Origin of the sequence: Geobacter sp. (assembly GCF_030834625.1) — a bacterium.
Taxonomy (GTDB): Bacteria; Desulfobacterota; Desulfuromonadia; order Geobacterales; family Geobacteraceae; genus Geobacter.
On record NZ_JAUQXO010000053.1, the window covers coordinates 87,735 to 102,121 of the forward strand.

General features: G+C 58.5%; 12 protein-coding genes. 2 read left to right on the forward strand and 10 right to left on the reverse strand.

The window, feature by feature from the left end; translation table 11 throughout:
* Window positions 1–330: 330 nt before the first annotated feature.
* The 10 genes from RCH91_RS13035 to RCH91_RS13080 all read right to left on the reverse strand — a co-directional run bounded on the left by RCH91_RS13035 (window position 331) and on the right by RCH91_RS13080 (window position 12,548).
* Complete coding sequence (locus RCH91_RS13035) at window positions 331–672, reverse strand: P-II family nitrogen regulator (protein WP_306535391.1); 342 nt, start codon at window positions 670–672, stop codon at window positions 331–333.
* Window positions 673–727: 55 nt separating this feature from the next.
* On the reverse strand, window positions 728–3,832 hold the full coding sequence (locus RCH91_RS13040) for an efflux RND transporter permease subunit (protein ID WP_306535392.1): 3,105 nt from the start codon (window positions 3,830–3,832) through the stop codon (window positions 728–730).
* Window positions 3,833–3,905: 73 nt separating this feature from the next.
* Window positions 3,906–5,192 (reverse strand): efflux RND transporter periplasmic adaptor subunit, encoded by a 1,287-nt coding sequence (locus tag RCH91_RS13045; RefSeq protein ID WP_306535393.1) that lies wholly within the window; start codon window positions 5,190–5,192, stop codon window positions 3,906–3,908.
* Complete coding sequence (locus tag RCH91_RS13050) at window positions 5,189–6,496, reverse strand: TolC family protein (protein ID WP_306535394.1); 1,308 nt, start codon at window positions 6,494–6,496, stop codon at window positions 5,189–5,191. The genes RCH91_RS13045 and RCH91_RS13050 overlap by 4 nt, the downstream gene beginning before the upstream one ends.
* Before the next feature lie 697 nt (window positions 6,497–7,193).
* Window positions 7,194–8,384, reverse strand: coding sequence for an ABC transporter substrate-binding protein (locus RCH91_RS13055; protein ID WP_306535395.1), 1,191 nt, complete (start codon window positions 8,382–8,384; stop codon window positions 7,194–7,196).
* Between the two features lie 37 nt (window positions 8,385–8,421).
* Complete coding sequence (locus RCH91_RS13060) at window positions 8,422–8,709, reverse strand: hypothetical protein (protein ID WP_306535396.1); 288 nt, start codon at window positions 8,707–8,709, stop codon at window positions 8,422–8,424.
* A gap of 87 nt (window positions 8,710–8,796) precedes the next feature.
* A complete protein-coding gene (locus RCH91_RS13065) occupies window positions 8,797–10,185 on the reverse strand; it encodes a hypothetical protein (protein WP_306535397.1) in 1,389 nt (462 codons plus the stop codon).
* A gap of 82 nt (window positions 10,186–10,267) precedes the next feature.
* Window positions 10,268–10,990 carry an amino acid ABC transporter ATP-binding protein gene (locus tag RCH91_RS13070; RefSeq protein ID WP_373694391.1) on the reverse strand — a complete coding sequence of 241 codons (723 nt, stop codon included), beginning with the start codon at window positions 10,988–10,990 and terminating at the stop codon, window positions 10,268–10,270.
* A gap of 10 nt (window positions 10,991–11,000) precedes the next feature.
* Window positions 11,001–11,789, reverse strand: a complete 789-nt coding sequence (locus RCH91_RS13075) for an amino acid ABC transporter permease (RefSeq protein WP_373694392.1) — start codon at window positions 11,787–11,789, stop codon at window positions 11,001–11,003.
* Between the two features lie 3 nt (window positions 11,790–11,792).
* The gene (locus RCH91_RS13080) at window positions 11,793–12,548 is read right to left on the reverse strand and encodes a basic amino acid ABC transporter substrate-binding protein (protein ID WP_306535400.1); all 756 of its coding nucleotides are present in this window, start codon (window positions 12,546–12,548) and stop codon (window positions 11,793–11,795) included.
* Window positions 12,549–12,821: 273 nt separating this feature from the next.
* Between RCH91_RS13080 and RCH91_RS13085 the strand changes: the two genes are divergently transcribed.
* Window positions 12,822–13,877, forward strand: a complete 1,056-nt coding sequence (locus tag RCH91_RS13085) for a low specificity L-threonine aldolase (RefSeq protein WP_306535401.1) — start codon at window positions 12,822–12,824, stop codon at window positions 13,875–13,877.
* A gap of 318 nt (window positions 13,878–14,195) precedes the next feature.
* Window positions 14,196–14,387: hypothetical protein (locus RCH91_RS13090; protein ID WP_306534746.1), on the forward strand; the 192-nt coding region annotated here is incomplete at its 3' end.

Consider the following 14,387-nt stretch of genomic DNA (forward strand, 5'->3'; position numbering starts at 1 on the left):
CTGTGAGGCAATGGACCGTCGTGTCGGGCGACTTGTCTGAAGTGTCATGACGGTTCAACCATTGTAGTTCTGTATCATGATGATGCAACGGGAAGGAAATCTCATGTTTCGCACGGCAAGGCAGAATCGGATATTCAAGGAGAGGAGCTTCACATGGCCCTGGCGGAGATGACCGTGGCAGCATGGGCAGGGGGGACGGAGTTGGCCAAGGCTCACGTGCGGCGGTTCAACGAGCGTATGCAACAAAGGGGGACGCTCTAACGTCCCCCTTTGGGAAGAAAATATCTGTAAGACCCTCTCTATACCTGAACGCTTCCGTTACCAGTTCGGCTAAAGAGCATCTCTGCCCCTTTCATTTGTTCGGATCTTTACTATTTCATCCACAGTAGATACGAATATTTTCCCATCACCGGTATTGCCGGTATGGGCATATTTCTGGATCACGTTGACAACATCATCAACCATCGCATCATCGACAACGACTTCCAGTTGTATGCGCGGAATTAACTCAACCATCTCGTAAGTAACTTTATCTTGTGCGTTTTTGGCTCGGCCTTTGCCGAATCCTTTTATTTCGGACACGGTCACTCCCGGCAGTCCTTCAATTTCATGAAGTTCCTCGGATACTTCCAATAATTTCGATGGTCTTATTATGGCTTTTATCTCTTTCATAAAATTCTCCTTGGCCTGACCTTTTGTTGTGAGATGCCCTCAAAGGCAGATTCAATTACATCTCTTCCTCGACTCTTCTCTTTTCAAACCAGCTGTACACTGACGGAATAATCAACAGCGTAAGCAGGGTCGAGGTTACCAACCCTCCCACAACAACCGTAGCGAGCGGTTTCTGAATTTCAGAGCCGGTTCCGCTGGCCAGCAGCATCGGCATCAAGCTGAAAATCGCGATGGATGCAGTCATCAGTACCGGGCGCAACCGGTCAAGGCTCCCCTTCCTGATTGCCTCCTGCAATTCAAGGCCTTCATCGCGCAGTTGCGAGATGCGCGAAACCAGGACAAGCCCGTTCAGGACAGCAACGCCAAACAGGACGACAAACCCCACTGACGCCGGAACGGACAGATATTGACCGGAGATGAAGAGAGCAAAGACGCCGCCGATCAAGGCAAAGGGGAGGTTGGAAATGACCAGAAGCGCCAGGCGGATTGACCTGAAGGTGACGTACAACAGAAGCAGGATCAAGCCGATGGCAACGGGTCCGATGATCATCAGTTTTTTCATGGCACGCTGCTGGTTCTCGAACTGCCCGCCCCAGGTGAGATAATAACCTGCCGGCAGTTTGACATTCTCTTTGATCTTCTGTTTTGCCTCGGCAACGAAACTGCCGATATCCCTGCCGGTAATGTTCATCTCGATCCCGATTCTTCTCACCCCGTCCTGGCGGCTGATCTGAGCCGGGCCTTCGATCATTTCCACCTCTGCCAGCTGTTCGAGCGGAACATTGATCCCGGTTTTCGTGGTAATCATCAGATTCTTGATCGCTTCCAGGGAGTTCCTTTTTTCTTCCGGCAAGCGAACAGTGATATCGAAGCTGCGGTTTTCTTCGTACAGCTGTGATGCCGCTTTACCGGCCACGGCAATTTCAATAACCTTCTGCACATCGCTGATATTAAGGCCATACCGGGCAATTTTCGCCCGGTCGATGTTGACGGTCAGGTATGGCTGCCCCGTAACCTTTTCCGCATTCAGATCGGTACCGCCCTTTACCGTGGACAGAACCTTGGCGATTTCGGCCGATTTTTCACTGAGCACGGTGATATCTTCGCCAAACAGTTTGAGAATCAGCTGCGCCCGGGTTCCGGCGACAAGTTCGTCAATCCGGCACTGGATCGGCTGGCTGAAGCCGAAGTTTATTCCCGCAACCGATTCCAGGGACTCCCGCATCTCATTGGTCAGCTCTTCTTTCGATATATCACGTTTCCATTCGCTCTTTGGCTTGAAGATCCCCACATAGCCGGTCTTGTCCGACCCTCTGGTGTCCAGGGCGACCCCGGTCTGACCGGTTCGTCCCACGATAGTATCAAGTTCGGGAAACTGCATCAGCTTTGCCGCGGCCAGTTGATTCACCTCCATCGCCTTTGCCAGGGAAACACCGGGAAGCATGGCGACATCCATGTCAAACGAGCCTTCATCCATGATGGGGATGAATTCCGTTCCCAGCCGTGTTACCAGAAAGAGCGAGGCAATCAGGAGAACTCCGGCAACACTCAGAACCACGCGTTTCGTGTTCATGGCATAGTCGAGCAGCGGCAGATAGAGCCTGCTTGCATGCTTCATGATGAAGCTCTCTTTTTCCGGGTGCGGTTTCAGGAAGAGGATGCAGAGGACCGGAATAACGAATATTGAGAGGAACAGAGACGCAAGCAGTGCAATCGCCACTGTTATGGCCAGCGGGCTGAACATCTTCCCTTCGATCCCTTCCAGGGAAAGAATGGGGATGAAGGTGAGGGCGATGATAAGCTCGCCGAAGATGCTCGGCTTTCTGACTTCCATGACCGCTTTCAGCACGGTCAGCAATTTGGGATGTTGCCCCCCCTCTTCGCTCAGATGTCGCTGGACGTTTTCCACCTGGATGATGGTCGTGTCGATGATCATGCCGATGGAGATGGCCAGCCCGCCGAGGGACATCAGGTTTGCGGTTATGCCGACAAGTTTCATGACAATGAATGTCGCCAGCAGCGAAAGGGGCAAGGCTATAAGGACGACAAAGCTGCCCCGGAAGCTGTTCAGCAGAAGGTACAGCACGATCAGCACCAGAATGGAACCTTCCAGCAGCGCCTTGTTGACCGTGCTGACGCTCGCCTTCACAATGTCGCTCCGGTCGTAAAAGGGAACCAGCTTGATCCCTTCGGGGAGCACATTGTTTTCATTCATCTCCCTGACTTTATCCGCAACCCGGCGCACAACGTCGCGGCTGTTTTCGCCGCGCAGCATCATGACGATGCCGCCGACGCATTCATCCTTGCCGTCCTTCATGGCGGCCCCCATCCGGACTGCCTCGCCGACCTTTACCTGGGCGACGTCGCGGATATACGTCGGAGTCCCACCGGCAGATTTCAGGACAATGGTTTCTATGTCGCTGACATCCTTTATCAAACCGACCCCGCGGACGATGTACTGGTCCGTGCCCCGTTCGAGGAGGTTGCCGCCGACGTTTTCATTGTTGTTGCCGATGGCGGAATAGACATCATCCACGGTTATGGCATATTTCAGCAGCTTCTCCGGTGACACAATCACCTGGTACTGCTTGAAGTACCCGCCGAAGGAGTTGATCTCGTTTACGCCGGCAACACTTTTCAACTGCGGCGTGACAATCCACTCCTGGATGGTTCTCAGGTTGGTAAGGTAGGCAATCTTCTGCTGCGGGTCATCGGGCATCTTCCCTTCAAGCGTATACTGGTAGATCTCGCCCATGGCGGTGCCGATGGGCCCCATGGCGACCTCGACCCCCTTGGGAACCTTTTCCCGCGCCTCCGCCAGTCGCTCGAACACCAGCTGCCGGGCAAAATAGATATCCACCGTGTCCTTGAATACAATGGTGACAATCGACAGGCCGAACTTGGTGACCGAACGCATCTGTTCGATATCGGGGAGGCCGCGCATGGCCATCTCGATCGGATAGGTTACATTTCTCTCAATCTCTATTGCCGACAGGCCATCGGCGTGGCTTACCACTTCAACCTGAATGTTGGTGACGTCCGGAAAGGCATCAATCGGCAGTCGCAGATATGAGTACAATCCGAACGCAACAATCAGCAACGACAGGAATATGACCATCCCTTTCTGCCGTAACGTATAGGCAATCACTTTTTCCAGCATCGTTTTTTCTCCCCCAGGTAGGGGCGGCGCTTGCTTCGCCCAATCAGGGCGCGGCAAGCAGCGCCCCTACAGATCACTTCCCATGGCCATGCTCGTCAACCACTTCACCCTTCTTTATTTCCGACTTGAGAATGAACGCCCCCTTGACCGCGTAGCGCTCACCTTCCTGCAGCCCGGAAACAATCTCGACCATGCCGCCTGCCGCCCGGCCCGCCTGGACCTGGCGCGCCGCGAATTCAGTTTCAGTTTCCGCGATGAACACCACCTTTTTCCCATCCAGATCCTGTATGGCATCTTCGGGAACCACCAGAACCGGCGGTGCGTCACCCGCCAGCGCCAATTCGACGGTGGCGAACATCTCCGGTTTCAGCTTGCGGCCGGGATTGGCAACCTCGACTCGTGCCTTTACCGTGTGGGTGGCTTCGTCAACCAGGTCGGCGATGTACGTGATACGACCTTTCAGCTTCTGGTCAGGGTATGCGCCGACCGTGACCGTTGCCGGCTGCCCCTTACGCACCTTGGCCAGGTCCCTTTCGCCGATGTCCACCAGCACCCAGACCGACGAGAGGTCAGCAACCGTGTAGAGGCTCGTGGAAGGGTCGGCCAGCTCGCCGACGATGGCATGTTTTTCGGTAATGATGCCGCCGATGGGGGAGCGGACCGGCAGGAGCGGCTTTTTTTGGCTGTCTCCTTTAAGTTCAGACGTAGAAATGCCATACAGCAACAAGCGCTCTTCGTCGGTATGCAGCTCGGTTTGGGCGGTCTTGTAATCGGTCTCTGCCTGAAAGATATCCTTGCGGGCGGCGATCTTCTTTTCCACCAGGGCCTTGATCCGGTCCATATTTGATTGGGCCAGGGCGAGTTTCGTTTTTGACTGGCGGTAGCGGTTGAGGGCTTCCCCCAGTTCAACGCTATCCAGGGTCGCCAGGGATTGACCAGCGGCAACGCTGTCCCCCAGCGAGGCCCTGACGGCGACGATCTTGCCTGAGATGCGCGGTGAAACATGAGCGATGCGGTCGGCATTGGCTTCCACCTTGCCGGTGGCGCTGATGACCCCCGCCAGGCGCTGTTTTTTCGCCGGCGTGACGACCACGCCATTCTGCTTCTGCACCTCGGCGGTCATCTTGACGCTGCCGGTCTCGCCATGCTCGTCGTGACCTTCATGGCCTTCTTTCTCTTCCGTATGTTCCTTGCCTTCTTCATGGCCGCCGGCTTTTTCTTCCTTATGGCCGGCCTCGTTATGTCCCGCTTCTTCCTTGTGTTCGCCTCCGCCGGTGGTCAGATGGGTAAACCTGTACACAATCCCCCCGCCCAGGGCGAGAGCGATGATGATGCCGATGATGATCCCCTTGCGTTTCACTGCGCACCTCCGCTGGTTTTGTTCTGAAAGTCGATTCCCACCGAGGCTTCGAGCCGCGCCAGGGCAATCTGCCGGTCCGCAAGGGCGACGAGGTAGCCGTCGTGGACTTCGATGTATTTCTTCTGCTCCTCGATGACCGAGAGAATGCCGACCTCGCCGAGCTGGTAGGCCTCCTGGACGAGCTTCAGGTTCTCCTCAAGCTGGGGGAGGATGCCGGTGGCGTAGAGGTCGAGGGCTTTCTCGGCCGCCGCAAGCCGGGCGTAATCTCCTTCGATCTCACGTGCCACGCTCGTGCGGGCGAACTCCAGGCGATTCTCGGCGCTCAGCTTCCTGGCCCGGGCCTCGCGGATGCCGGCCTGGTTCCGGTCGAAGAGGGGGAGCGGGATGGAGATTTTCACCCCCAGGAGGTTGTCGCTGGTCTTCTCATCCTCAACGCCGGTGGCATCCACGCTCCGCTCGTGGGTGTAGCCGACTCCAAGGGTCACATTCGGGATACGCTCTGTTTCTGCCAGCTCAACTGCGGCGTCCCCTTTGGCGCGGGTCGCCTCAAACGTCTTCAGGTCGGGCCGGTTCTCCAGGGCGAGACGTGTGAGTTCGTCGGGAGTAATTGCAAGCGGCCGCCGCTCGGGGGTACCGTCGAAACTGACATCGTCACCGACCGGGAACCCCAGCAGGGTCCGCAGCCTGGCCAGAAGCGGGCTGAACTCGCGCTCGGCCCCGATTTTTCTCCCCTCGCTTCGGGCCACTTCGACCCGGGCAAGATTCACCTCAAGCTCCGGAATGTCGCCCGCAGCCAAACGCTCCCGTGTTATCTCCAGAAGCTTGCCGTTGAGGTCGATGGCTCGCTGCGCCAGCTCCCGCCGCTTTTGCGCCAGCATGAGCTCGTAGAAGGTGCTCTTCACCTCCAGGGTGAGCAGCCGCTCCTGGTCGGCGATCTGGTGATGGACCGCCTCCGTCTCCCGTTCGGCGACACTCAGGCGCTTGGCGCGCTTGCCGCCGGTCAGGAATTCCTGGGAAAGCCCGATGGAGACGGTGCTTTCGTCAGAGCTTCCGGTCAGTGCACCGGTATCGCCCGCCAGTTCCAGGGTGGGATTGGGAAAGAGCACGGCGCGCTCCAGACCTGCCCGGGCCACCTCTTTTTCGGCGCGCAGCGCCTTCAGTTCACCATTGTTTGCCAGGGCGTACTCGACTGCCTTGGGCAGCGTCAACGACCGTACTTCGCCAGAAGCCCCACGGGGGGCAAGGCACAGGAACGCCAAGAGCAGATGGACCGCTCCCGGCACGAAACGATATGCTCGTGTCAAGTCAGACCTCCTTGCAGTACTTTTTGCTGATTGAATTGTGGGGATGCTGAAGCGGCAGGAATTCAGGCGCAGGACGCAAGAATCCTCGAACAGCGGTGAGGGCTGTTACTTCAGCGTATTAGACAAGGTTCTGCGGGGGGACAAAGATGGAGCGATAAACGTCGGATGGGGTGCTGAGGTAGTCATGAAAAGACATGCTGGCAATAGTGGGGGAATATGCAATCTGTGTCCCGTGCATATTCAAAGGGGCATGACAAGGGCAAGAAAAACAGGCGCCGCAATGGTCTGCAGTGGCTCCGTTATCATCGTGGCTGCAGGGGCTTTCTTCGCCGCAGTTCCCTTTGAGAGCAGTCCTGTCGGCTTTGCCGTATGATGCTTGAAGGGAATGGTCTACATCCTGAGCGAAGCAGCGACCATTGCCTGCGATGGCTATAACAGCCATGAGGAGCACAACGGCTATGATTTTTTGAAGCAGGGTTGGTTGCATATGCTCAGGTAACGCTTTCATTAGTTGAAAGATCATAATCGGGCATTGTTGAGCATGTCAATAGGCAAGTGCAAAGCCGGAACGGGAAGCTCTCGCGAGACCTTACGTCCAAGCGGAGAAGTGATGCAATCACCTTGAAAAACAATGACTCCCCGCGAGACGTGATTTCCCACGGGGAGTCATTGTTTGTGCAAAAAGAGGTGAACCCGCTTAGTCCAGCTTGACCGGAACCTTGGCCTTCAGGGCGTACTTGCCGCCCTTGACTTCCAGAAGAGCCAGCGGGGTCTTGATGGGCTCGCGGTTGGCGCGGATGGTGATTGTGCCGGAAACCCCCTCGTAGTTCTTGGTCTGGGCGAGGGCGGTCTTGAACACCTTCGGGTCGGTGCTGTTGGCCCGCTTCATGGCGTCCACGATCATCATGACGCCGTCGTACCCCTGGGCGTCGAAGAGGCCCGGCTCGGCGCCGTTGAACTTCTTCTTGTAGGCCTCCACGAATTTGGCGGTCACGGGAGATGCCTGCTCCGGGGAGAAGCCCAGGGCCGCCATGGTTCCTTCAACCGCGCTCCCCCCCAGCTCGATGAGCTTCGGCGAGAAGAGGCCGTCGCCGCCGAACATATTGGCCTTCATCCCCTGCTTCCGGGCCTCCTTCATGATGAGGGCACCCTCGGTGTAGTAGCCGGAGAAGAAGATGACGTCGGGCTTCTTGGCCTTGATGTTGGTGATCTGGGCGCTGAAGTCCTTGTCGCCGTCCTTCACCTTCTCGTCGGCAACGATTTCGATCCCCTTGGTTTTGGCGGCGTCCCGGAAGGTCTGGGAGAGGCCCACGGAGTAGTCGTTGTTGTCGGAGGTCATGACCGCCACCTTCTTGTACCCCATGTCCTTGGCGAAGAAGTCGATGCAGGCGGGGATGGCGACGCTGTCCAGAAGCGTATTGCGGAAGATGAAGTCGCCGGTCTCCACGACGCCGGGACCGGTTGCCCCGGCGGAGAGGAGGACCACCTGGGCCTTCTGGGCGATGGGGGCGGCAACCTTGGTGATGCCGGTGGTGGGATCCCCCACGATGGCCACGACGCCGTCGCGGCTGATGAGCTTCTGGGTGACCGAGGCCCCTTCCTGCTTGTCACCGCGGTTGTCGGCCTCCACGATCTCGATCTTCTTGCCGTTGACGCCGCCGGCGGCGTTCACCTCCTCGGCGGCCATCTTCATGCCGTCGAGGGTCGGCTTGCCGAACATGGCCACGTCGCCGGTGAGAGCGCCGAGGAAGCCGATCTTCACGGTATCGCCCGCAGCGGCCGGGGCACCGGCGGGGGCCTCTTCCTTCTTCTTGCAGCCGACGCCGGCCCCAAGGGTGGCCACAACGGCGGCAGTCATCAGCATGGAACCGATTTTTTTCATCTTCATAAATATCCTCCTTGATCGTTAAGGATCAGGCGAACGGCTACTTGCCGCCGCCACCCTGCTTCATCAGCACGTCAACCATCTCGTTGGCTTCCTTCAGTTTCTGCTCCAGCTTCTTCAGTTCCTCGGCGCTGTAGACCTTCTTCCCCTTCTTGATTTCGGCCTGGAGCTTCTTGACCTTCTTCTGGAGGGTGTCAACCTCGCCCGCGCAGTTCTTGGAGGCGAGGAGGCACATATCTTTTTCTTCCTTGGTCATTTCCTGGGCCATGGCCGGGACCGTGGCAGAGAGGGCTACGGCAGTCATGAGCATAAGGGCCAGTTTTTTCATATACAAAACCTCCTGTTGGTGTCCTGATGATGGAGTCTTCTACCGTGAGGCCGGGAGAGGGTTCCTCCCCCGGCTGCGGCGAAACAATTAGAACGCGTAGTTGAGGATGACGGAACCCATGTAGGGGTCGTCGGGGTCCTTTCCGCCTTCTGCCACGTCGTTGAAATAGTCGCCCAGGATGACGTAGGCGCCCCGGACGCTGGCGGTCATGTTGTCGAAGAGCTTGTAGTCGACGGAGGCGTTCACCTCGGTGCCCAGGTACTTGCCGTTGGAGGTGTCGAGGGTGGTGTTTCTGTTCTCCTTGGCGACGGAGGCGAAGCCGGCGTTGAAGCTCGAGGAGAGCTTGGAGGTGATGGGGAGGTCGTAGCCGAGGAAGCCGGCGATGACCCCCTGGTCCTTGTTGTTGGAGGTGTAGACAACGGCGTTGTCGATGGTCATGGCATAGGCATCGCGGAAGAGGAGTTGCAGGTTGCCGTTGTAGAAGCCATGCTCGTCCTGAATGCTTTGGAAAGAGTTAGTTGAGCTTCCCCCCCCTGTGTCGCCGGAGACGTAGAGGAACTCGGCCCGGGCGGTGCCGGGGCCAATCTTGCCCCGGGCGCCTACGTTACCGGCAAAGGCACTGACATCGCGGTCGCGACCACTGATGGCAGCGATATCTTCAAGGGTTCCGAACTGGTAGAGGAAGAAGCCGTCGATGGTTACCGGGCCGAGGTTCGCCTCGGCGTTGATGCCCAGGTTGTGGAAGGTGTTAGTTTCGCCTTGCTGCTGGAAGAGGTAGTCCCGTACGAATGTATCGGTTTCGCTGCGGTCGTCGCCAATGAAGTAGTAAGCGCCACCGACCTTGATGTCCTTGGTTACGGCGTACCTGGCGGTGGCTGCCACCATGTCCCGGGCCCTCTTGCCGGGGAGCCCGCTGTCGTCGAACCGGAAGAAGCCGGCCGAGGCGTCGAGGGGGCCGAAGGAGCGGGACACGAGGAGGCCGGCCATGTCGGCGCCGAAGAGGACCCCCTTGAAGGCGTCGTCGTAGGGCTGCATGCCAACCTTGACATTGGCGCCGGTGATGGGGCAGTTGAAGTCCAGGTAGACACTCTTGGTCTCAAGGTTGACGGTGTCTGCCCCGATGGCTCCGCCCTTGTTCCGGCTGTTTGTGTACGAGGCGTCACCCCAGCGGGAGTCGATCTCGAAGTGGGTGACCAGCTTCAGGTCATCGTTGGCCTTGGCGATGTACATGAGCCGAGCACGTTGCTCGAGGTACGTGGCCGTAGGCGCGTCCTTGTCGATGCCTGCGGGGAGGTAGAAGCCGTAGGGGGAACCTTCAGGGCTATTGATGACAGGTGTTGCATTGAAATTGTTGACTACCCCTTTGAGCCTGAACATCCCGTGGAACTCGTTCTCCAGGGCCAGGGCCGGGACGGCGGTGGCAACGGTCAGGGCGGCCGATGCCGTGATCATAAGCGTCTTCTTGGTGATTCCCATGTACTTCCTCCTTCTGTGTGATGTGATTGCAAGTGTTACAGTGATTATTAGACACGCGCCCGTGGCGCATGCCCCGGCATAATCAAAGAATCTGACTGAGAAACAGTTTCGTCCGGTCGTGGGACGGGCTGTTGAAGAAATGCTCCGGGGTCCCCTCCTCCACGATGCGGCCCGCGTCCATGAAGATGACCCGGTCGGCCACCTCCCGGGCGAACCCCATCTCGTGGGTGACGACCACCATGGTCATCCCCTCCCGGGCGAGGCTCTTCATGACGTCGAGCACCTCGCCGATCATCTCCGGGTCCAGGGCCGACGTGGGTTCGTCGAACAGCATGAGCTTCGGGTCCATGGCCAGGGAGCGGGCAATGGCCACCCGCTGCTGCTGCCCCCCGGAGAGCTTGCCGGGGTGGGCGTCGGCCTTCTCGGCGAGCCCCACCTTGCGCAGCAGGGTCATGGCCTTCTCGCCAGCCTCTTCACGGGAGCGTTTCCGCACCACCAGCTGGGCCAGGGTGATGTTCTCCAGCACCGTCTTGTGAGGGAAGAGGTTGAAGGACTGGAAGACCATCCCCACCTCTTCGCGGACTGTGTTGATGTCGGTCTTGGGGTCGCAGAGGTCGATGCCGTCAACGATGATTCGTCCCCCGTCGATTTCCTCAAGCCTGTTGATGGAGCGGAGCAGGGTGCTCTTCCCGGAGCCCGAGGGGCCGATGATGACCACCTTCTCCCCTTCCCGGACGTCGAAACTGACCCGGTCCAGGGCCCGGAGCTGCCCGAACTGCTTTACCACCTCCCGGACTTCGACCATGCAGCGACCGTCAGTTGCCGGCATTGATCCGTTCCTCCATGATGCCGATGAGTTTCGAGAAGAAGAGGGTGATGATCAGGTAAATGAGGGCGATGACGGTGTAGGTCTCGAAGTAGGCGAAGGTTTCCGAAGCGAACTCTCGCCCCCGGCGAAGGATGTCGGCCACCGCCAGGATGGATACCAGGGACGAGTCCTTCAGAAGCGCGATGAACTCGTTTCCGATGGGGGGAAGAACCACCTTGAAGGCCTGGGGGATGATCACGTGGCGCATGGCCTGGGCCTTGGTCATGCCGAGGGAACGGGCCGCCTCCATCTGCCCCTTGGGGATGGACTGGATGCCGGCCCGGAAGACCTCGCCCATGTAGGCGCCGTAGCAAACGGCCATGGCGATGATGGCGCTGGCGATGTCGGGGACATGGACAAAGCGTCCCAGGGCGTAGTAGAGGTAAAAGAGTTGGACCAGGAGCGGGATGCCCCGGATGACTTCCACATAGAGTGAGGCGATGCCGTTGATGAAGCGGTTGGAGGAGATGCGCCCCAGGCCGGCCACGAGGCCGATGGCCAGGGCGAGGATGATGGAGCCGACGGTAACCTGGAAGGTGACCAGGATGCCGTCGGGGATGAACGTGAGAATAGTCTGGTAGGGATCGGGCTTTGACAGGGCCAGATAGGCCAGAAGGATGACAGCGCCGAAAAAGGCAAAGCGCCATGCGGTGAAAAGACCGATGTCGCTTTTGCTCGGAATGGCGGCTCCGTCGCCCACCTCAACGATGGCGGGCCGTTTCCCGTCGTGGACCATCATTTACCGCAGCCACTTCTTGCGGAGTTGCTCGTCCACCTTCTTGGCCTTGACGGCCTTGATCCCCTTGTTGAGCTGGTCAACGAGGGCCTTGTTCCCCTTCTTCACCACGATGCCGTAGGCCTCCTGGGTGAACGGCTTGCCGACGATCTTGAACTTGGCCTTGTACTCGGCCTTCTGGAGGGCGTAGTGGGCGGCGGTGGGCTCGTCGCAGACCACGCCGGCGATGCGGCCGGCGGCCATGTCCTCAAAGGCGAGGCCGATCTCGTCGTAGTTCTTGAGCTCGACACCCTGAACCTTCTTGATCTCGAAGGCGCCGGTGGTGCCGATCTGGGCCCCCACCTTCTTCCCCTTCAGGTCTGCGATTTTACTGGATTTGACGTCGGTCTTGGGGACCACGAGGATCTGGCCGATGTTGATGTAGGGGTCGGAGAAGTCGAACTGTTTCTGCCGTTCAGGCGTGATGGTGACGGAGGAGATGATGGCGTCGTAGCGCCCCCCTCCAAGGCCGGCGAAGATGCCGTCCCAGGCGGTGTTCTTGTACTGGACGGCGAGGCCTGCTTCCTTGGCGATGGCGTTCATGAAATCGATGTCGAAGCCGACGACCTTCTTGGAGGCGTCCACCATCTCCATGGGAGGCCATGTGGCGTCGGTGGCGACGGTGATGGACCGTGCGGCGGCCGCATGCAGCGGCGCGGCTGTGGCGATGGTCAGTGCGGCCAGGGCGATCAGTGTCAGGGCGCGACGGAGTACTTTCATGTTTCCTCCCGTGGTGTAAATTGGTCAAATCAATTTTAGTCAGGCTTAAATGTGGCCACAATTATATGGATTTTGGCGGTATGTCAATCTTTTTGGTGGGCAAATTCGGCCCTGAAACCATTTTCGTTTACTTTTTTCAGGAGAATGTTTAAGAGTATCAAACTTGTTCAAAAATACATCACTTCGGCCGGACCCCGAGCGAATCCGTGAGACGACTCAGCGCCATAACCCCCCGGCATAATACAATCTCAGTTTCAGAGGAGACAGACCGCCATGAGCAAGCCCACCGAGCGCCGCTACCAGTTTGCCAGCGACAATTACGCGGGGATATGCCCTGAAGCGTGGCAGGCCATGGAGGCCGCCAACAGGGGCTATGCCTGCTCCTATGGCGACGACCCCTGGACCGAGAAGGCCTGCCGGCTGCTGCGGGATCTCTTCGAGACCGACTGCGAGGTCTTTTTCGTCTTCAACGGAACCGCCGCCAACTCCCTGGCCCTGGCCTCCCTCTGCCATTCCTACAACAGCATCATCTGCCACGAGACCTCCCACGTGGAGACCGACGAGTGCGGCGCATCCGAATTCTTCTCCAACGGAACCAAGATTCTCCTTGTGCCGGGGGAACATGGCAAGGTGGACCTGGAGGCCGTGGAGCACACGGTGAAACGCCGCGTCGACATCCACTACCCGAAGCCCAAGGCCCTGAGCGTCACCCAGGCCACGGAGCTTGGCACCCTCTACACGGTGGAGGAACTCCAGGCTGTTGGGGAACTGGCCCGGCGCCTTGATCTGAAGGTCCACATGGATGGAGCCCGTTTCGCCAACGCCGTTGCGGCCCTCGGGACGGCACCGGCCGAGCTCACCTGGAAGGCGGGGGTGGACGTCCTCTGCTTCGGCGGCACCAAGAACGGCATGGCGGTGGGGGAGGCGATCATCTTCTTCAACCGCGACCTGGCCCGGGAATTCGACTACCGCTGCAAGCAGGCGGGGCAGCTCGCCTCAAAGATGCGTTTCCTTGCTGCACCGTGGATCGGCATGCTTGAAAGCGGGGCCTGGCTCACCCGGGCGGCCAGCGCCAACACCTGCGCCGCCCGGCTGGAGGCCCGACTGCGGGAGATTCCCGGGGTGGACATCCGCTTCCCCCGTCAAGCCAACTCGGTCTTCGCCGACTTTTCTCCGGAGGTGGCCGCCGGGCTCCGGGAGCGGGGATGGCACTTCTATTCCTTCATCGGCTCCGGCGGGGCCCGCTTCATGTGCTCCTGGGAGACGACCGAGGAGGACGTGGATCTCCTGGCGGCCGACCTCCTCGCGTCAGCTACCTGTGAAGGCTGACCGCTCCCAAAGCTCCTGCCGTTTTTATTCATCAAGCGTATTCTTTTTTCAGGCACTCGGTTCGATATTTATTATTTCGTAATATCAATGTGTTGAGTGAATTGTCCCCCGGGAGGGGGAGTTTACCCCTCCCGCTTCTGTATGCCTTCCCTATACATTCACCCTCTCACTACGCATGACCCGCCCGAAGTCCGAAACAAATAAATTAGCCATTACAGCTAGTTATAAAATATAAACTTTTTGCCACGCACATGGCACACCCGGTGCAATTAAAAAATACAAAGCAACCAGTTCTCACCGAAAAACAAGGAGGATGTCATGAAAGCCATAGCCAACGCACTGATCGTTACGATAGCAACCGCTTCTTCAGCCCTTGCCGCCAGCGGCGCAGCCGCCGACGAAGGCGGATTCCTCGCTCCGCTGTTCCTGGCCCTGGGCGCCGCCGTCATCGCCTTCCAGACCATCCCGGCAGTCATGCTGCTCGGCTCCATGGTGAAGGGGCTCTTCTCG